Origin of the sequence: Vibrio sp. B172a, from assembly GCF_030248355.1 — a bacterium.
GTDB classification, from domain to species: Bacteria; Pseudomonadota; Gammaproteobacteria; order Enterobacterales; family Vibrionaceae; genus Vibrio; species Vibrio owensii.
Window position 1 is genome coordinate 18,989 of the sequence record NZ_JAHGAC010000013.1, and the last position, 19,832, is coordinate 38,820.

Annotated in this window: 19 protein-coding genes; 8 read left to right on the forward strand and 11 right to left on the reverse strand. The window is 42.8% G+C overall.

Annotated features, from left to right (window positions below):
• Position 1 precedes the first annotated feature (1 nt).
• The 5 genes from KIT90_RS13970 to waaA all read left to right on the forward strand — a co-directional run bounded on the left by KIT90_RS13970 (position 2) and on the right by waaA (position 6,705).
• A complete protein-coding gene (locus KIT90_RS13970) occupies positions 2–2,200 on the forward strand; it encodes a YjbH domain-containing protein (protein ID WP_285377166.1) in 2,199 nt (732 codons plus the stop codon).
• A 147-nt stretch (positions 2,201–2,347) separates the two neighbouring features.
• Entirely contained in the window at positions 2,348–3,289 is a 942-nt protein-coding gene (gene rfaD / locus KIT90_RS13975; RefSeq protein ID WP_285377168.1) for an ADP-glyceromanno-heptose 6-epimerase, read from the forward strand.
• Positions 3,290–3,401: 112 nt separating this feature from the next.
• Positions 3,402–4,391, forward strand: coding sequence for a lauroyl-Kdo(2)-lipid IV(A) myristoyltransferase (lpxM, locus tag KIT90_RS13980; RefSeq protein ID WP_285377170.1), 990 nt, complete (start codon positions 3,402–3,404; stop codon positions 4,389–4,391).
• Positions 4,388–5,446: a lipopolysaccharide heptosyltransferase II gene (waaF, locus tag KIT90_RS13985; RefSeq protein ID WP_045415460.1), complete on the forward strand. Its 1,059-nt coding sequence runs from the start codon at positions 4,388–4,390 to the stop codon at positions 5,444–5,446. The genes lpxM and waaF overlap by 4 nt, the downstream gene beginning before the upstream one ends.
• Positions 5,440–6,705, forward strand: a complete 1,266-nt coding sequence (gene waaA, locus KIT90_RS13990; protein ID WP_285377173.1) for a lipid IV(A) 3-deoxy-D-manno-octulosonic acid transferase — start codon at positions 5,440–5,442, stop codon at positions 6,703–6,705. Before waaF ends, waaA begins: the two co-directional genes overlap by 7 nt.
• A 49-nt stretch (positions 6,706–6,754) precedes the next feature.
• On the opposite strand, the gene rffA is transcribed toward waaA, so the two are convergent.
• The 9 genes from rffA to KIT90_RS14035 all read right to left on the reverse strand — a co-directional run bounded on the left by rffA (position 6,755) and on the right by KIT90_RS14035 (position 14,844).
• Positions 6,755–7,897, reverse strand: coding sequence for a dTDP-4-amino-4,6-dideoxygalactose transaminase (rffA, locus tag KIT90_RS13995; protein ID WP_285377175.1), 1,143 nt, complete (start codon positions 7,895–7,897; stop codon positions 6,755–6,757).
• The gene (locus KIT90_RS14000) at positions 7,894–8,580 is read right to left on the reverse strand and encodes a CatB-related O-acetyltransferase (protein ID WP_285377177.1); all 687 of its coding nucleotides are present in this window, start codon (positions 8,578–8,580) and stop codon (positions 7,894–7,896) included. The genes rffA and KIT90_RS14000 overlap by 4 nt, the downstream gene beginning before the upstream one ends.
• The gene (locus KIT90_RS14005; RefSeq protein WP_285377178.1) at positions 8,577–9,467 is read right to left on the reverse strand and encodes an NAD(P)-dependent oxidoreductase; all 891 of its coding nucleotides are present in this window, start codon (positions 9,465–9,467) and stop codon (positions 8,577–8,579) included. The genes KIT90_RS14000 and KIT90_RS14005 overlap by 4 nt, the downstream gene beginning before the upstream one ends.
• Positions 9,468–9,485: 18 nt before the next feature.
• Complete coding sequence (locus tag KIT90_RS14010; protein ID WP_285377180.1) at positions 9,486–10,583, reverse strand: ATP-grasp domain-containing protein; 1,098 nt, start codon at positions 10,581–10,583, stop codon at positions 9,486–9,488.
• 15 nt (positions 10,584–10,598) lie between these two features.
• On the reverse strand, positions 10,599–11,642 hold the full coding sequence (locus tag KIT90_RS14015) for a TDP-N-acetylfucosamine:lipid II N-acetylfucosaminyltransferase (RefSeq protein WP_285377181.1): 1,044 nt from the start codon (positions 11,640–11,642) through the stop codon (positions 10,599–10,601).
• Complete coding sequence (gene rfbA, locus KIT90_RS14020; RefSeq protein WP_285377183.1) at positions 11,643–12,515, reverse strand: glucose-1-phosphate thymidylyltransferase RfbA; 873 nt, start codon at positions 12,513–12,515, stop codon at positions 11,643–11,645.
• Between the two features lie 20 nt (positions 12,516–12,535).
• Positions 12,536–13,594 (reverse strand): dTDP-glucose 4,6-dehydratase, encoded by a 1,059-nt coding sequence (gene rfbB / locus KIT90_RS14025; protein ID WP_045415472.1) that lies wholly within the window; start codon positions 13,592–13,594, stop codon positions 12,536–12,538.
• 141 nt (positions 13,595–13,735) lie between these two features.
• Positions 13,736–14,440, reverse strand: coding sequence for a 3-deoxy-D-manno-octulosonic acid kinase (locus tag KIT90_RS14030; protein WP_285377186.1), 705 nt, complete (start codon positions 14,438–14,440; stop codon positions 13,736–13,738).
• Positions 14,441–14,448: 8 nt separating this feature from the next.
• The gene (locus tag KIT90_RS14035; protein WP_061007867.1) at positions 14,449–14,844 is read right to left on the reverse strand and encodes a diacylglycerol kinase; all 396 of its coding nucleotides are present in this window, start codon (positions 14,842–14,844) and stop codon (positions 14,449–14,451) included.
• Between the two features lie 177 nt (positions 14,845–15,021).
• Between KIT90_RS14035 and KIT90_RS14040 the strand changes: the two genes are divergently transcribed.
• Positions 15,022–16,146 (forward strand): glycosyltransferase family 4 protein, encoded by a 1,125-nt coding sequence (locus KIT90_RS14040; protein ID WP_285377188.1) that lies wholly within the window; start codon positions 15,022–15,024, stop codon positions 16,144–16,146.
• A 60-nt stretch (positions 16,147–16,206) separates the two neighbouring features.
• On the opposite strand, the gene KIT90_RS14045 is transcribed toward KIT90_RS14040, so the two are convergent.
• The gene (locus KIT90_RS14045) at positions 16,207–17,253 is read right to left on the reverse strand and encodes a glycosyltransferase family 9 protein (RefSeq protein ID WP_285377189.1); all 1,047 of its coding nucleotides are present in this window, start codon (positions 17,251–17,253) and stop codon (positions 16,207–16,209) included.
• Positions 17,254–17,281: 28 nt separating this feature from the next.
• Positions 17,282–18,196, reverse strand: coding sequence for a glycosyl transferase family 90 (locus tag KIT90_RS14050; protein WP_285377191.1), 915 nt, complete (start codon positions 18,194–18,196; stop codon positions 17,282–17,284).
• Between the two features lie 122 nt (positions 18,197–18,318).
• On the opposite strand from KIT90_RS14050, the gene coaD reads away from it, so the two are divergent.
• Both coaD and KIT90_RS14060 read left to right on the forward strand, forming a co-directional pair.
• Positions 18,319–18,819, forward strand: coding sequence for a pantetheine-phosphate adenylyltransferase (gene coaD, locus KIT90_RS14055; protein ID WP_045415483.1), 501 nt, complete (start codon positions 18,319–18,321; stop codon positions 18,817–18,819).
• A gap of 27 nt (positions 18,820–18,846) precedes the next feature.
• On the forward strand, positions 18,847–19,827 hold the full coding sequence (locus KIT90_RS14060) for a glycosyltransferase (RefSeq protein ID WP_285377192.1): 981 nt from the start codon (positions 18,847–18,849) through the stop codon (positions 19,825–19,827).
• Positions 19,828–19,832: the final 5 nt, after the last annotated feature.

Sequence of the window (19,832 nt, forward strand, 5' to 3'; positions counted from 1 at the left end):
TATGAACCTGATAAGAACCAGTTTATCGCTTTCTTTAATGGGTCCAGCGTTGGTTTGGGCTCAAGATATGCCTTTTGAGGCTCCACCACTGCAACCTTCACAGATGGACTTTGGTGGCGTAGGCTTAATGCAAATGCCAACGGGCCGCATGGCACCTGAAGGCGAGTTTAACTTTGCGATCACTGGCAGCGATGAGTACCTATTTTACAATGTGACCTTGCAAGTGATGCCTTGGCTAGAAACAACGATTCGCTACACCATGGTGAACGATCTATTCTACAGTAGCGATCCGAGCTTCTCTGGTGATACCAAGTACACCGATAAAGGCATCGATTTTAAAGTTCGCTTACTAGAAGAATCCGAGTACTTGCCAGAACTTTCTGTTGGTATTCGTGACTTTGCGGGCACAGGCCTTTTTGATGGTGAGTTTGTTGCAGCTACAAAACGCTACTCTAACCCAAAGCTAGGGACTTTTGATTTTACTCTTGGTTTGGGATGGGGATACTTGGGTACCCGAGACAACATTTCCAACCCAGCCTGTAAAGTATCTGACAGATATTGTGAACGCCCGTCCGATTTTAAAAACAAAGGAGGTAGCGTAGAATTTGAGCGTTGGTTTAAAGGCCCAACAGCACTATTTGGCGGTGTGGAATATCAAACTCTACATGCTCCACTACGTTTTAAGCTTGAGTACGACAGTAATGATTACAGCGAAGATTTTCCTGTGGTGCGTGGTGGTGTTGATATGACACCTCACACCCCCTGGAACTTTGGGGTGCTTTACCGTTTAGGTCACATGGCAGATCTGCGTTTGAGTTATGAGCGCGGCGACACGTTGGTTGCTGGCGTGAGTCTGTACACTAACTTCAACGAGATGCCGTCTTTCTGGCGTGACACACCAACACCAGAAGTGGAAGATAAACAACCAGAGCAACTGTCTGACGTAGATTGGGAACGTGTCACTGAAGAGCTGGATAAAGTGGCAGGCTACCAAAACACGCAGCTTTATGTTGAGAACAATACCGTATCTATTGTTGGTGAACAGAAGAAGTACCGTGATCGCAACGAGGCTCACGAAAAAGCGGCGGCGGTTCTATACAACGAGATGCCTGAGAGCATTGATACTTTCACCATTAATGAACGCAGCCGTGGCTTGCTCGGCGATCAAACGGTGATCTCTAAAGATAAATATCGTGACTTTGCTGAAGTCAATTACATCGACCCGAACATTGAAGATGCGACAGCTACATCAAACAATAAGCCTCAGGGCAAACCTGCTTACGATGGGTTTGAGCGTTTTGATTGGGGGTTTGCACCAAAGCTTGCTCAAACCTTGGGTAATGCGGAAGATTTCTACCTGTTTAGTGTTGGATTAAGCGGTAGTGCATCTTACTGGTTAACTGACAATTTAGAAATCGGCGGTTCGTTGTACTGGGATTGGTACAATAACTACGACAAGTTTAACTATGTAACACCACCAGACGGCACAAGTGTTCCTCGTGTACGCACTATGTTCCGTGCTTATCAGAATGAACACACGGTTACCATGTCTAACCTGCAGTTAACTTGGTTCCAAGAGTACTCAGATACTATGGACCAACAATTCTACGCTGGCTATCTAGAAAGTATGTTTGCGGGTGTGGGTACCGAGTTCTTGTACCGACCGAAAGACGCAAACTGGGCGCTCGGTGCAGATGTTAACTTGATCTCTCAACGTGACCCGCAAAGCTACTTCGGTGTATATGATGAAGAATGGCAAAACGTTCCAGAGTACGGTCGTCCATTCCGAGTTATTGACAAAGGCTTTACTGGTTTTGTATCAGGTTATTACTACCCACAATGGGACTTCCTACAAAACTTGATGATTCAAGTTGATGTTGGCCAGTTCTTAGCTGGTGATGTTGGAACTCAAGTGAATGTATCTAAGCAGTTCAAGAGTGGCGTGATCGCTGGTGCGTTTGCATCGATTACTGACTTGTCTGCAGATGAGTTTGGCGAAGGTAGCTTTACGAAAGGTTTCTACATTTCGATTCCATTCGACATCATGACAGTGAAGCCAAGCAACAACCGTGCGAACTTTAGCTGGCAGCCATTGACTCGCGATGGGGGTCAGAAGCTAGGTCGTAAATACAGCTTGATTGAGCTGACGGATGAGCGTAATCCTTGGTATCAACGCCCAAATACATCTGACGAAAAGTAATCTAATCACTAATTGGATTACCTAACAAATACAAAGGAAGCTTCGGCTTCCTTTTTCTTTCTCTAACGCCAACACCTTCCCTCTAACACCTAAAGCCTTAACTCTGCTAAACTTCCTGAGAAAATTTTAATCTATGGTGGAAGTCTTATGATCATCGTAACTGGTGGTGCTGGCATGATCGGCAGCAACATTGTTAAAGCTCTGAACGAAGCAGGTATTAACGATATTCTGGTTGTCGACAACCTAAAAAATGGCAAGAAGTTTAAAAACTTAGTTGATCTTGATATCACAGATTACATGGATCGTGATGACTTCCTTACGCAAATCATGGCGGGTGATGACTTCGGCCCTATCGAAGCGATCTTCCATGAAGGTGCTTGTTCTGCAACAACTGAGTGGGACGGCAAGTACATGATGCTAAACAACTATGAGTACTCGAAAGAGTTGCTTCATTACTGTCTAGATCGTGAAATTCCGTTCTTGTACGCATCATCGGCAGCGACATACGGTGATACGGATACGTTCGTTGAAGAGCGTGAATACGAAGGCGCACTAAACGTATACGGTTATTCAAAACAGCAGTTTGATAACTATGTACGCCGTCTATGGCAAGACGCTGAAGAACATGGTGAACAGCTTTCTCAGATCACTGGCTTCCGTTATTTCAATGTATATGGCCCACGCGAAGACCATAAAGGCAGCATGGCTTCAGTAGCGTTTCATTTGAACAACCAGATCAACGCTGGCGAAAACCCTAAATTATTTGCTGGTAGTGAGTCTTTCAAGCGTGACTTTATCTACGTTGGTGACGTGAGCAAAGTGAACCTATGGTTCTTAGAAAGCGGTGTTTCAGGCATTTTTAACTGTGGCACCGGCAATGCAGAATCATTCGAAGAAGTGGCAAAAGCAGTGATCAAGCATCACAACAAAGGGGAAATCCAAACCATTCCATTCCCTGAACACCTAAAGGGCGCTTACCAAGAATTCACTCAAGCTGACCTTACTAAGCTTCGTGCTGCTGGCTGCGATGTAGAATTCAAGACGGTAGCTGAGGGTGTTGCTGAATACCTTGCGATTCAGAATCGTTAATACCTGTCAAAGGTGGTAGTGAAGCCTCTACCACCTTTACTCTGATACGTTTACGAGTATCATTTCTAAACATCTCCAGTTCTCTCTTCCGAAAATAGGTGCTTAAAACTTCATGACTGTTCAACGTGATGATTTCGATCCAAAAGCTTATAACCCTGAATTTGAGCGTCACTTTCTTGCGCCTAAATATTGGGGAACTTGGCTCGGCGCCCTACTATCGATGCCGTTGGCGCTTCTTCCGCTAGGAGTGCAAAAATGGCTAGCCAAAGCTATTGCCAAAAAATTGGCTAAATCACGCAAAGGCCCTGCCCACAGAGCTCGCGTTAACTTTGAGCTGTGTTTCCCAGACAAAACCTTTGAAGAGCGTGAAGCACTCATCGAACAAACACTTTACACTGCCGCTTTATTCTTTTTCCGCTTTAGCCTACTTACCTTACGTTCTCCAAAGTGGTTGCAGCAACGCTGCCAAATTCGCGGTTTAGATATTTTGCAGAAGCATATCGAAAATGATGAAAAAGTCATTTTGATGGTACCGCACTCATGGGCGATCGACATTCCAGCTATTTTGTTAGCCTCTATGGGAATGCCGGTTTCTGCAATGGCTAAAAAGCAGAAAAATGAAGTCGGCGATTGGTTGATGCACAAACAACGAGTTCAGTATGGCGGTCGAGTTTATGAACGCTCTGGTGGTATCAAGCCTTTCCTAAAGTCTATTCGAGATGGCTATATTGGTTACTACTTACCAGACCAAGACCACGGTCCAGAGCACAGTGTGTTCGTGGACTTTTTCGCCACCCGAAAAGCAACCCTTCCTGGTCTTGGAAAAATTGCAAAGCTATCACGCTCCAAAGTGCTCCCTATGTTTGCTTCTATGAATACAGAAGACGGGTCGTTCGATATCGAAATTTTGCCAGCCTTTGAGCTAGACAAAGGCGAAGAGCAAGACGCACGTACTTCGAATAAAGCGATTGAGTACTTTGTTTCCACTAAGCCTGAGCAATATATGTGGGTGTTACAGCTATTACACTCTCAAGAAGATGGCAATAACTATTACAATCTCTTCAAGCCGAGATATGACACTGACTGGCAAGTAGAAAAATGAAAAAAATCTTAATTATCGGCCCATCTTGGGTTGGCGATATGGTGATGTCACAATCACTGTATATCGTTTTGAAGCAGCAACACCCAGAGAGCCAAATCGATGTGATTGCTCCAGGCTGGTGTAAACCGATCCTCGAGCGTATGCCTGAAATCCACCAAGCAATTGAGATGCCTCTTGGCCATGGTGAGTTCAATCTCCTTGGCCGAAGAGAGATTGGTAAGTCACTGCGTGAAAAGCAATACGATCATGCTTACGTACTGCCAAACTCAGCTAAGTCTGCTTTGATACCTTGGTTTGCAAACATCCCACAGCGTACGGGCTGGAAAGGAGAAATGCGTTATGGGCTACTCAATGATCTTCGCCCTAACAAAAAGTCTTTTCAATACATGGTAGAGCGTTATGTCGCTTTAGCCTACCCTAAGGTTGAAATGTTGGATTCGTCCTCCTTGGGAGGCTTAGAAACACTTCCTAGACCTAGCTTGTCTATCGATAAAAAGACTCAGCAAGGGACGCTTAACAAATTCTCTCTCGACCAAACGCTCCCAGTAATAGGCCTGTGTCCAGGTGCCGAATTTGGCCCTGCTAAAAAGTGGCCAGAAACACATTATGCCGAGATCGCTACTCAAATGGCGACGATCGGCCATCAAGTATGGCTGTTTGGTTCTCAGAAGGACCTTGATACCTGTAATAACATTAAGCAGCTCGTGCCGGCTGAACTTCAACAGAGAATTCACGTTCTCGCTGGGCAAACCAGCTTGATTGAAGCAGTAGATCTGCTGGCCGCCTGCCAAACTGTCGTAGCCAATGACTCTGGTCTTATGCACGTAGCGGCAGCTGTTGGCTGCAATGTTGTTGCAGTCTACGGTTCAACCTCACCAAAATACACACCACCGCTTGCGGAAAAGGTAGAAATTGTTCACACCGATATTGACTGCCGCCCTTGCTTTAAACGTGAATGTCAATTTAAGCACCTCAAGTGTTTAACTGAACTATCCCCAAAGCAAGTGCTAGACAGTATTCAAAAACTTGAAGCAATCACTGTAAGCTCATGCTAATTCGTATTCTTTATACTTTATTACTCGCTCTTGTCTCTCCTTTCCTATTGTTTGGTTTGTATAAAAGCAAACCAAACAAGCCCAAGTTTGGTCAACGATGGAGAGAGCATTTTGGTATTACACCAAAGCTAGAGGCAACTGAGCGCCCCATTTGGATTCATGCGGTTTCAGTAGGCGAAAGCATCGCCGCTACCCCCCTAATTAAAGAATTGAAAAAGCAAAACCCAGCTCTACCTATTTTGGTCACCACCACAACCAGCACTGGTGCGGAACAAATTGCTAAGTTGGGCGAGTTAGTTGAACACCGCTATATGCCTATCGATTTCGGTTTTGCAGTAAAAGGCTTTCTAAAAGCAACACGCCCAAAGCAAATGTTAATAATCGAAACTGAGCTTTGGCCGAACACTCTTCGTGCTGTCCATGACTCTAAAATACCGATTACTGTTGTTAACGCTCGCCTTTCTGAAAAGTCATGTAAGAACTACGCAAAAGTGCAGCCTCTATTTAACCTATTAGCTCCTTGCTTGGATAAAGTACTTTGTCAGACGGAGTCTGATGCAGAACGCTTCGAGCGCTTAGGTGTAGAAAAAAACAAACTTTTTGTTACTGGCTCGATAAAGTTTGATATTCAGATATCCGAGGAAGTAAAAGAGAAAGGAAAAGCGCTACGGACTGAGCTTGGGATAAAGCGACCAATTTGGATAGCTGCCAGTACTCATAAAGGTGAAGATGAGCAAGTGTTAGAAGCTCATAAGAAAATCTTAGAATCTCACCCGAACGCACTTTTAGTCCTTGTTCCTCGCCATCCGGAGCGATTTGATAATGTATTTGAGCTGTGCCAAAAGCTAGGTTTTGAAGCCGCTCGACGCACAAGTCGAACAGAAGTACCGGAGTCGACCCAAGTTTACCTTGGAGACACCATGGGTGAGATGTTGGTCTTGATGGGCGCTGCGGATATCTGCTTTATGGGCGGTAGCTTAGTTGGCGATAAAGTTGGTGGGCACAATGTGTTAGAACCAGCGGCTTTGGGTGTTCCAACCATTACTGGTCCGAGCTACTTTAACTTTAAAGAAATCGTCGATTCATTTGTTAAAGAGTGTGGATTAATCATTGTCGAAGACAGTTCAACTCTCGCTAAAGCCATCATTCAGTTAATTGAGAGCCCTGAGAAACGTATTGCCTACCATACAGCAGGCAGTAAAATCGTTAATATGAATCAGGGCGCCCTAAAAAATACTATCTTAGAAGTGCTTAATTAAAAAAGCGGCCAAAGGCCGCTTTTTGCTAATGAGCTATAAACTTTGCAGCTTATTCATTGTTGCAAGCAAAATACGACTCTATTGCTCCAACAACTGCATCGACTTTGTGCTCTTCCATTCCATACCAAAGTGGTAATCGAATAATTTTTTCACTCTCTTGCGTCGTGAAATTGTCTTCTCCTGAGAAACGACTAAATCGCTCACCAGCAGGTGCACTGTGCAATGGAACATAATGGAACACACTAATAATCTCCTTTTGTTTCAGGAAATTAATAAGGTCTGTTCTTTCTTCAATGTCCGCTACTTTTATATAGAACATATGAGCGTTGTGTTGGCATCCCTCAGGCATACTTGGTAGTGCAATTTTGCCTTGTTGAGAAAGCTCAGAAAGCAGTTTGTAGTATCGATTCCAAGAGGCCAATCGGTTTTCATTGATTTTTTCAGCGACTTCCATCTGCCCCCATAAGTAAGCAGCTTGTAGTTCACTTGGTAGCAGGCTACTGCCGAGATCGATCCAAGTATACTTATCAACCATTCCACGCTTAAACTTACTACGGTCAGTCCCTTTTTCGCGTAAGATCTCAGAACGTTCAACAAATTTAGGATTATTAACGACGAGCAAGCCACCTTCCCCGCCACTTGTATAGTTTTTCGTATCGTGAAAACTGAATGCGCCAATATCACCAATCGTACCAAGAGGGCGCCCTTTGTAGCTGGACATAACGCCTTGAGCCGCATCTTCAATAACAAACAATTGATGCTTTTGCGCAATTGCCATGATCGTATCCATTTCACAAGCCACACCAGCATAATGCACAGGTACAATCGCAACCGTCTTGTCAGTAATTGCTTGCTCTATCAGCGTTTCATCGATATTCATTGTGTCTGGACGAATATCAACAAATACAATTTTTGCCCCTCTTAGAACAAATGCGTTTGCTGTACTCACGAAGGTATAGCTTGGCATGATGACTTCATCACCCGGCTTAACATCAATAAGCAAAGCGGCCAACTCTAGAGCATGTGTACAAGAAGGAGTCAAAAGACTGCGCTCACAACCTAGGTGATTCTGAAACCACTCATGGCACTTTTTCGTAAACTCTCCATCACCACAAATGGAGTGTTTTTGCATCACTTCTTGAATGTACTGGTCTTCGTTACCAGTGTATGGCTTGCGATTAAACTCAATCATTTAACTTTCTCTAATAAACACTCTAATGAATGCACAGTTGGCTTTTCAGACAAGAGACTGTAGTTTTCCTTGATCGTCTCTATCGGCCAGTTCCACCATTCAATGTTCAATAATAACTCAATTACTTCTTTGGAAAATCGATACTTAATGATTCTGGCCGGAGAACCAACGACAATAGCGTATGGTGGAACGTCCTTAGTCACAACAGCATTAGCTGCTACAACCGCCCCATGCCCAATCGTGACACCACGTGTAATCACTACGCCAGTAGCAATCCACACATCACTTCCCAGCACCACCTTTTTCTCAAAACGCTCATAAGGGCACACAACACCATTGGGTCTAATTCCATCATGCTCATTATATAAAAACGAATGCTGTGTCATCCTCGTGTAGTCATGCTCTGCACCACCTATAGAAACATTCCAAGAAACTGAACAGAATGCACCTACTTCAGCACACATGATTACTGTCCCCATCCCTGTGTAACTGTATCTGCCAAGCTTACTGGAGTATATCTGGTTATTTCTATCAACCCTGACAAAATCTCCTAATGCTGAATAATCAACTCGACTAAAATTGCCAACACTGCAGCGCTCACCAAGTTGAGACTCTTTTACTCTCGCGCCTTGGTATACAACACATGAATCTGGGATAGAGCTAATCTTTTGCTGTATTTTCATACATCAGCTTCTTCATAAAAGTTTGTATAAATATCGTGCGCAGCGTCTTGCAATGAAAACGTTGGCGACCAATTGAATTCACGATAAAACTTCTCAGATGACATTAAAGACAAGCTATTAATAACTCTTCGATTGCTATCAACCTGAAGTAGTTCATTATTATCAAATGCATTTACAATAACTTCGCCTATGGTTCTAACACTAGCTAGCTCTCCACTACCCAGATTAAACACGCCGGAAGTCTTATTGCTTTGAACAACTTGGTGTAACGCACTGATCACGTCTTTAATATATATATATTCTCTAGACAACCCTTTCACTGATACTGATAAGGGGTATCCCAATGAAGCGTTCTGGAAGAATGTACTCAGTAGCCCGCCTTCATATTCGTCGTGAGTGAACACTTGAGCTAAGCGAATTACTTTTATTTTTAAACCTGCTTTTTCATTGAAGAACTTAGCCATCATTTCCGATGCTGCTTTGGAAAGTGCGTATTCCGTATCTGGGATAACCTCATCAGACTCTAACCAAGGAGCATTCATTCGCCCATAAACGGAGCAAGAAGAGAGGTAAGTAATATTCTTTAACTGAGCTTCAGCGGCTGCCTTAAATATTGCTCGATCAAGAGTAACATTGTCTAAGTAGCAGTCTCCTTTAGCATAAGGTCTCATGGAAGCTAAATGTAATACCGCATCAGCATTTGAGAAGATATCGACTAATGAAACTACACTATAATCCGTAGACTGCCAGACAACTTCTCTTGACTCATCACTCGGCAAGCTCTTGCTCCTCGTTAGCGCAAGGATCTCGTACTTATCTGCATAAGCTTCCAAAAAGCGCTTACCTATAAGACCATTAGCTCCAGTAATTACAAGTTTCATCGACATACTACCTACCCTGTATTACTAAACTAGAGGAAAGATACAATAGCCGCACTTTTCCATTTTACCATTCATCCTTTTTACCGCGTCGCCGGCACCATAGTAGAGCTCTCGATAAACCTCTTTCCCTTTTATATCAGGCACTTCGAACTTCTCAGTGGGTGGTTGGCAGTAAAACTCTAGGCACATATTTTTCGTTTCATACGTTGTAGGGATGGTTACATCACCTTCTAGCAAATGCTCCAAAGCAATATTTAATAGGTTAACGCCGCAAGACTCATTTATCAGCCTCCACATATGGCAACCATCGAGTCGCGGTGTTACCTCAATCAAATAAGGCGTCTCTTCTTCCATTTTTATTTGAAAATAGACTGGACCATTGGTGATCTGAAGTGCTTGAACAGTATCTAAAACCAATGTTTTCACATTTTCATTAGCTAAAGTAGAGAGCGCTGACGGAAGTATATGCTTGTGAATAATACCGCCATCAAACATAGCCCAAGAAACACGTCCAGACGGCAAGAAGAATTTCAATTCACCGTCCACTACATAAGCGTTTACCGAGATTTCTTCCCCTTCAATTTTCTTTTCAGCAATGACTTTACCTGCTCTTGAGTATTGAATTGCATTATGAAATGACGCTTTTAATTCTTCTTCATTACGTGCAGTTGTCACTCCTCTCTGCCCCTGGCTATCAACAGGTTTCACGAATAGAGGAAATGAGAGATCGACGCTGGTACTCTCATTTTCCATGACAATAAAAGGAACTGACCCCACACAATGCTTCAACTTTTCTCGGAAGAGATCTTTGTTATTACAACTTAATGCTGTTTCGTAAGACACAAAATGAGGAAGTCCTAATTGCTCACTAACATAAGCAACGGTTGGCATTGCCACATCTGATCCGACAGAGTATACAATGTCAATGGCCTTATCCTGACAGTACTTCTTAACTTTCTCTTTATCAGTGATATCGACTAAAGCGAACTGATCTGCATACTTTAAGCCCCGCCCATCATCCGAGTAGCTCAGAGCATGCACCTCGTAGTTACCGCTGTCATGTAGCGATTTCAAGATATCAACTTGTGCATTGCCAATACCTAAGATCACAATTTTTTTCATTATCAATTCACCAAGTTAGCTAAAAATAACATTGAGATTATTTACAAGATTCTGTTTCGAGTAATACTCTTTAATCGCTGAAGCACTTTCAATACCGCTCGTTTCGTTCATCTCTAGGCTGAAATCATCAATGTTAGATACCCTCGCCCCTAGAGCTTCAAGAGTTTCAAACGATGAGGTTTCTTTTCTTAAATAAACCGTCTTACCCATACCAAGCAACACACGAGTGGTACTCATAGCTTGCTGGCGATTGTGGTTGAAAACTGCAATATCAATCGTAGTGAGTAGCGACATATATTCATCGTACTTGATGTAATCGAGGATAGGCTCAAATGAACTGCCAAACATCTTATTCCCAAGCTCCACCATGGCACTTGCATGCTTCTTAGAGCCGTAGTTCAAAGGGCAGATAACACGTACATTTTCATTTACAAATGGGGCAATTTTGGCAAACGCCTCTTCATGATTATTGGTTGGATCTGCGGAGTTACCAACAAGAATGTTGAGCTTGTTATCTTTTTTATCCGCGATAGGGATATCGTGATACAGGCTCGCAGGATACATAAAATAAGGTAAGTGAGGCGCTTTCGTCCCATACCATTTCACAACATTTTCATAATCACCTTTAATGCTGGTAATGATATATCCCATGTCTTTTATCACTTTTTTTCGGAAAAATTCTTTGTATCGACCGCGGCGAGTTAACAAGTTCTCATCTCGGCTGTACAAATCCCCTCCCCAAACCGCCCAGTAACATTTTGGTAGTAGAAATCTCAGCACCCATAAAATTTGGGTTATCTTGATTTTAAATAGACCATGAATGATGATCTTCTCTGCCTTGATACTATGCTGGATCAAGTTTTTTAGAAACGCCAAGTAGTCTAAGTAATTGTGCTTCTTTTTATCATAAGAAAAGATGTTACTCCTCTCTTTGATAGGGAATTTGTCATGAGTTTTAAACACGAAAAAGACCTGCTCGCTCATGTCCAAATTATCTTCAACAAAGTCTATATAGTCGGCTGTAAACTTATCGTCATTGATGATATTTACAAACTTCATTTAGCTCACCAACGCTTTTAAGTATTGGCCGTAAGAGTTTTTCTCTAACCCTCTTGCTAGGTCTAGTAGTTGTTCTCTAGTCAACCAACCATTATTGAAAGCGATCTCTTCTAAACAAGCTACTTTTAAGCCCTGAACATTTTCAATGGTTTCGACAAATGATGACGCTTCAAGCAAACTTGCATAAGTGCCAGTATCCAACCAAGCAAAGCCACGACCGAAGACCTTAACGTTTAAACGACCTCTATCGAGATACATCTGATTCAGAGTCGAAATTTCTAGTTCACCTCTTGCTGAAGGCTTAACCTGTTTGGCCAACTCGATCACATCGTTATCATAGAAATAAAGCCCCGTAACGGCATAATTGGATTTCGGCTGTTCTGGTTTCTCTTCAATTGACACAGCTCGCATCTGTTCATCAAACTCTACAACGCCAAAACGCTCTGGATCTTTTACTTTGTACCCGAAAACGGTTGCCCCTTCTCCAGCATCAACCGATTTTGCTGCCTTCTGAAGAATTGGTGTAAAACCTTGGCCGTAAAAGATGTTGTCACCCAAAACCAAGCAAACCGAATCATTTCCGATAAACTCTTCGCCGATGATAAATGCTTGTGCTAATCCCTCTGGTTTTTCTTGAACTGCATAGGTCAAAGCAATACCAAAATCAGATCCATCACCAAGTAAACGCATAAATCCTTCTTGGTCTTCAGGAGTCGTGATGATTAATATTTCTCTAATTCCCGATAACATTAAAACTGATAGCGGGTAATAAATCATTGGTTTGTCATAGACCGGAAGCAGTTGCTTTGAGACACCACGAGTAATGGGATATAGACGTGTCCCAGAGCCACCAGCAAGGATAATGCCTTTCATTTTCTTACCTTATTCTAAAATTATTGACCAAGACGCTCTAAGCTATAAGAACCGTCTAGAACACGTTGCCACCATTCTTTATTCGTCAAATACCATTCAACGGTCTTACGTAAGCCTGTCTCAAAGGTTTCTTCTGGTGTCCAGCCCAATTCACGTTCGATTTTAGAAGCATCAATAGCATATCGAACATCATGCCCTGGACGGTCTTTTACATAAGTAATTAAATCTTGGTAACGCGCAGCGCCCTCTGGTTTGTTTGGTACTAGTTCTTCTAGAATTTCACAAATTGACTTAACAACATCGATGTTTGCTTTTTCATTGTGACCACCAATATTGTACGTCTCCCCAATAACGCCCTCTGTCACAACTTTGTAGAGCGCTTTAGCGTGATCTTCTACAAATAACCAATCTCGGATCTGCATACCATCACCATATACTGGCAGTGGTGAACCTTTTAATGCATTTAAGATCATTAAAGGAATCAGTTTTTCAGGAAAGTGATATGGTCCATAATTATTGGAACAGTTAGTCACAATGGTCGGAAAACCATAAGTTCTTAGCCAAGCGCGAACAAGGTGATCGCTCGACGCTTTCGAGGCAGAGTATGGTGAAGATGGTGCATACGAGGTTTCCTCTGTAAACAAATCATCTGTTCCCTCTAAGTCGCCATATACCTCATCTGTTGAGATATGGTGGAAACGAAAGGCCAGTTTGTTAGTGTCATCAAGCTGATTCCAATATCCACGAGCTACTTCTAATAAGGTATAAGTACCGACAATGTTGGTCTCAATGAAAGCAGCAGGGCCATCAATAGAACGATCGACGTGAGATTCTGCCGCTAAATGCATAACTGCATCAGGCTGGTGTTCTGAAAACACACGTTCTAGTGCGGTACGATCACAAATATCCACTTGTTCAAAAGCATAGCGCGCGTGACTGGACACCTCGCTAAGAGATTCAAGGTTACCTGCGTAGGTTAGTTTGTCTAAGTTAATCACCGAGTCTTGCGTCTGATTAATAATATGGCGCACAACAGCAGAGCCAATAAACCCTGCACCACCTGTCACTAAGATTTTCATTTTAAATTTATATCCACATTTACGGGCTACTTGGCATCGGTACTAATTGCACGCGAGCACAGCAGAATATTTTAAGCCGAAGTAACATCTTCATTAAACTGAGTGACTACGACAAATTTACCTTAGCCCTTTTTGTTTCACTTAAGACTGATTGTAACCTAACATCAGAGATTCAAAGTCACCTTCAGACCAATGAATCTCACGTTTAGCGAGTTCTTTTCTAAATGAGCGAAGCAGACGATCTAAGTTTCGTTCTTTCCATTGATTCCCAGATTGCTGCTTACACTTGTCAAAATCGATAATCCAGACCTTGCCTTCACTATCAAGCAGGATGTTATGAATATTCAGATCGGTATGATTAACACCAACATCGTGCATTTTACGGACTTCTACACCAATTTTTTGGTAGTCATCACTGGATAAGCGCTCTACCTGTAATTTATCAACGAGATCGCTTGCTCCAGATATTTTCTCACTCAATAAATCTGCTCGATATAAGAAGCCGGTCTGCTCTACTTTAGCGGCAACAGGACGAGGAACATTAACGCCAGCGCTACGTAATTTTTGAAGCAGAGAGAACTCGGCGTAACTGCGAGTTCTCTCTAAGCTTAGGAACAAGTATTGGTCCCGGACGATCTTTCCGAACAAGCCACCTCGGTGGTAGTGTCGTAGCGCTGCAATCGTACTTTGAAGCTTGATAAACCACGTAGTGCCTCGCCCACTAGCACTGCCAACAATGGCATTACAACTGCGCCAGTAGTTGATATCAAACAAACTCTCAATGGGCTCAGTGATCAAGCTTTCGTCGTACCATACATGCGTATTGTTTTCTTGATAGTGCTTCATCACGCCCCTCAGAAAAAGAGAATATAAGACCATGTAAAGGCAGCAAATAGTAATGCTACAAAAACAGCAGCAGAACCAATATCTTTTGCTCGACCGCTTAATTCGTGTTTTTCCACACCAATCCTATCCACAACCGCCTCAATCGCAGAATTAATCAGTTCAACAATCAACACCAAAACAACAGTACCGAGCATCACGATACGTTGTATTTGCGAAACGTCTAACCAGCAGAGCAGCAACACAGCGGCCATCAGCAAAGCTAATTCTTGTCGAACCGCGGCTTCATGTTTCACTGCAGCCTTCAAACCTTGAAGTGAATAGACGCTGGCTTTTAAGATCCTTTGAATGCCCGTATTTCCAGGCTTTCCTGAAACGGTTTCTGTTTTCTTCTTGTCCTTATTCACTTGAATTTCTCGTGCTTACATCATAGCGCCATTTTACATTGTTCTATTGGGGGAACAATCCAGTAAGGAGCTTTTGCTGCTCTTCGTCGGTGCAAGACCTCGTCAACTGACTTCTTTCAGAAAATGAAGGCTTCAAGTAACATAACAACCAATACCAAACGAATTACTGGATTACTTATGAAGATTGCATTGGTCCATTTAAGACACGCATACTCTGGCGGAGTTGAGCTGTACCTCAATCAAATGGCGAGATACATGGCAGAGAAAGGGGAAGAAGTCACCATTATCTGCCGCTCTCATGCCGATACACCTCCTCACCCTGACGTTAAGTTTGTGAAGCTGCGCGGCTTTAGTATCGGTAAAAGCCATCGCCTTTGGAAATTTGCGAAAGCAGTAGAAAAGCACGTCAATGAATCTGACTATGATCTGGTGTACGGCTTAGCTCACGCGTGGACACACGATGTCTTAAGAATTGGAGCAGGTACAAGCCTTCATATGGCACGCTCCTTAAATAAGCCAATGCGAATTAAAGATAGAGTGACACATCTGATTGAGCAAAAAGCAATGGCCCCCGGAGCCTACTACCATGTCATTAGTAATTCACATAAGAGTGCTCAGGAGATCCAAGAAGCTCATCACGTGCCTAAAGAAAAAATCACGGTAATCCACAACTTTGTCGATACGAACCGCTTTGATGCACAGCGAATCGAAAAAGAGGCTTTAGAGCTTAAGCAACAAATGGAGCTTGATCCCAACAAGCCGATCTTCTTATTTTTAGGTACTGGCTACGAGAGGAAAGGGCTAAAGCAAACCCTCACTGCATTTTCCAAACTGAACATTGATGCTCAATTGGTGATAGTTGGTCGAGAGACTCACGAGGGCGAATACGTTAAATTTGCGGAAAACCTTGGGATACAAGACAAATGTAAGTTTATGGGAGAAGACAAACGACCAGAGCTCTACTTTACGCTAGCTGATTGCTACGTGCTACCAACTCTCTATGAACCTTTTGGCTTTACGGTGATCGAATCTCTCGCATGTGGCACACCGTCTATTACCACTGAAAACTGTGGTGCGAAGGAGGTCCTCAATCCAGAAGTGTCGAGCATCATTGGAGCCGACGTGAACCCAGATGAACTAGCAAAAGCTATGGCGTTCTGGGCTGATAAAAAACGTACGACCAATGTGAGTGAACAATGCAGAGCATTGGCCTTAACAATGGATGTCGACACTGTATTGGAGAAAAACTATCAACAGCTGTTGGCGGTATACAAAATGAAGCAGCAGTCAGCGAACACCTAATTTAGGGTTTAGCTGACGCACCTGTAAAATCGTATTACTCTCTTAGCCTATTATTGTTGGCTAAGAGAGATTCTCTAACATCTTATCGAGCTTTTCTTGCACCTGCTCAACGGTAATTGCAGCCATTAAGTTATCCCCTTTCGCACGCGTGCCCCACGTGAGTGAGTCTACGGACTGGCCTTTTTGTTCTTCAACGTGTTGTTGGTAAACACTTACGACGTTCTCTAAATCGTTATAAGGCCCAGTGCGTCTCGGATCACTATGCGCATATAAACCAATCACAGGTGTCATTTGAGTCGTTGCCAAGTGAGCAGGACCAGAATCAGGGCTAATGACAACCGTGGCTTCACGCAATACAGCTGTCAGTTGCTTTAAGCTTGTGTCTCCGACAATATTAGTGACCGGTTGCTCACATAGTGATTCAATCTTATGTGCTAATTGCTTTTCTCTTTCCGCAGGTGAGCCACATAGGATCACATGAAGTCCCAAAGACGATGCGTAATCGGCGATGGCCGCATATCGCTCCACTAGCCAGTTACGAGAGTCCTTGCTCGCTGCAGCAGAAATCACAATACACTTTCTACCTTGGGTAATGCTTTTCGCGTAATCGACTGATTCACTCGGTAATGGGATATTCCACGCTGGGTGGCTGAATGGAACACCAATGTACTTAGCAAATTCAGCCATGTTATCTAACACGTGCATTGCAGCAGTGTTGGGTAAGTGACGATTAGTGAACCACCACTGCCCTTCTCTCGTCCTATTCTTGCTAAAACCCACTTTATATTTTGCTTTGATCCCTAAAGACAAAACACTCGACCTCAAGGCTGCCTGCATGTGCAGCAAAACATCAAACTTAGAGCCTTTTAGTTGCTTCCACACGGCCTTCATACCTTTAAAGCCTTTTGACTTATCAAAAACAATCACGTCAATATTGGGCAGATCACCAATCAGTTGCGCCTCTATTTTGCCTGTAATCCAGGTTATCTTGGTTTGCGGCCAATGCTTTTGAATCGCCTGAACCACTGAGATCGCATGGCAAACATCGCCAATAGCCGACAAACGCAATACACACAAATGAGACGGAGGTGAAGTGAATAAACTCATGATAATTTAGGCTTTTGGTTTAAGAGCGTTACTGACATAGCTTGAAGTACTTCTCGAGCGTCTTGATACAAATTAAGCTTTCCAATTGTTCATCCTGAAATTGGGCCACATGTCGATGCGCATTTTCAATCATAGCTTCAGCTTTATCAGGGTTTTCAAGGTAATAATTAATTTTCTCGTCAAAGTCTGACCAATCGTCTTTCACTTCAACATAATGAACTCCTGGTTGTAATGTGCCTTCCATAAACCACGTTTCAAAACGCATCTTAGGCGTCACTACGACAGAATTCGAAGACATTGCCCACTTTAAATTGGTTGCAACATCGTTACCTTCAAGGCAAATGATAAACTTGTACTTCAATTGTTCTTGAATGGACATAAAGTCTTTTTGCCATTCTGGGTGCTCTTGAGAAGGGTTGGATTGACCAGCATCCATCATAGGATTTTCAAACATTGCTTCCATAAATCGAATACGATGAACCCGTTTCACAAAACCACGGAAAACCGCCATATCTTTCTTATCGTGAAAGTCTAATGCGTCGTTTACAAACTGGAAGTGTCTACGCTTATTGAGTTTGAACAGAACCGAATTGTCGTTGTTACCCTCAATCGGCCTAGCCTTATAAAGCGTTGGGCAATCTTCTACGGCGACTTCATCCCCAAAGTAATAACAAAACGGATTAGTACCAGGGAAGTAACGGAGGAACTCTTTAAGATCATACGTATATGCACTTTGCCCTTTGTGTGAGAAACGACTCAAACTGGTCGATTTACTGGAATCCAGCTCGCTCGGAGTATTTACCTTACAATAGTAATCCACTCGTTCTTGAACCAACTCCGTTTGACCTTGAAACTTCTTTTCTAGTTTGTTTTTGTTGCAAGCAAAATACGCTCGTGGAGCAATGGTCAACAGCAGGTTTTTTATATAGTAAAAAAGTTTCATTAAAACGTTATGCCCTTATCAAACCTATGTTTGTAGGTGTTATCTATTCTCGATTCGATGATGTATCATATTACTACTTTTAAGCGTTTTTTGACACTTTTGACAAACACAACGAGCTGCATATGAAACAACAAGGTCATAGTGCCACACACGTCATTTATCCGGGAACCTTCGACCCTATCACAAACGGCCACCTTAACCTCATAGAGCGAGCAGCCCAAATGTTCGACTCTATTACTATTGGTGTTGCCGCTAGCCCTTCAAAAAAGACGATGTTCACACTGGAAGAACGAGTACAGCTGGTAGAGTGCTCTATTAGCCACCTTTCAAATGTCAATGTAGAGGGCTTCACTGGCCTACTTGTCGATTTTGCAAAAGTGCAAAACGCGAACATTTTAATTCGAGGCCTGAGAACTACTGTAGACTTCGAATATGAGTTTGGCTTAACCAGTATGTATAGAAAACTGCTACCTGGCCTAGAAAGTGTCTTTCTCACTCCGGATGACGAATACGCATTCTTATCCTCAACTATCGTGAGAGAAGTTGCTTTACATGGTGGTGAGATTAGCCGATTTGTTCCAGCTCCTGTTGAACTCGCACTTGCTCAAAAAACAAAGAAATAATTACTCGAATAAGAGAAAAGAATTGTTATGAACGTCTTAATTGTGTGCAAAGGCACGCTACCACCAGTGACATATGGCGGCACAGAGCGTGTTGTTTGGAGCCTTATCAAAGCGCTTCACCAACAAGGACATGGAGTTTTTATTCTTAACCCTGAACCTGTTGAATGCCCGTGGGCAACATGCATTACTCAACAGCCAAACCTGTCTATTGATGAACAAATTCCTGATGAAGTGGATATCGTTCACTTCCATGTTGGTGGTAGCTGCACTAAAAAGCCTTATGTTATTACCCGCCATGGTAATAACACTGTTACCAAGAAAAACGATCCCAACTCAATTTTCGTTTCTCAAAAACATGCCCTAAACCATGGTTGTGAGGCTTTTGTATATAACGGCTTAGATTGGAGTGATTATCGCCAACCAAACCTAGATCCTAACAAGCGAATCAACCGTTATCATTTTCTAGGTAAAGCAGCGTGGCGCTTAAAAAACGTTCAGGGAGCGATAGACATTACGAGAAAAGCCAATGTCGCTTTAGATGTGCTAGGCGGACATCGCTTGAATTTCAAAATGGGCTTTCGTCTCACATTAGATCGCCATGTTAAATTTCACGGCATGGTAAATAACGAAGATAAATGTGACGTATTAGAAAAGTCTAAAGGGCTTGTGTTCCCTGTCACTTGGGAGGAGCCATTTGGGCTAGCCGTTACTGAAAGTCTGTTTATGGGGACACCCGTTTTTGCTACACCGTATGGTTCACTCTCAGAGTTAATTAGTACACCTGATTTTGGCTCCCTATCAAATATTGAAGATGAACTTGCAGACGCTATCCAACATGGTGATTACAATCCAACATTGTGTCACGAATATGCTCGAGATACTTTTGATCATATTTCTATGGCCAAGGCTTACATAGAGAAGTACGAAAAAGTACTCAATGGAGAGGCTCTAAATAAGTTTCTTTCTAAGCCAGCAAAACAAGTTAAAAAGTTACCGTACTTTAGATAGCACAC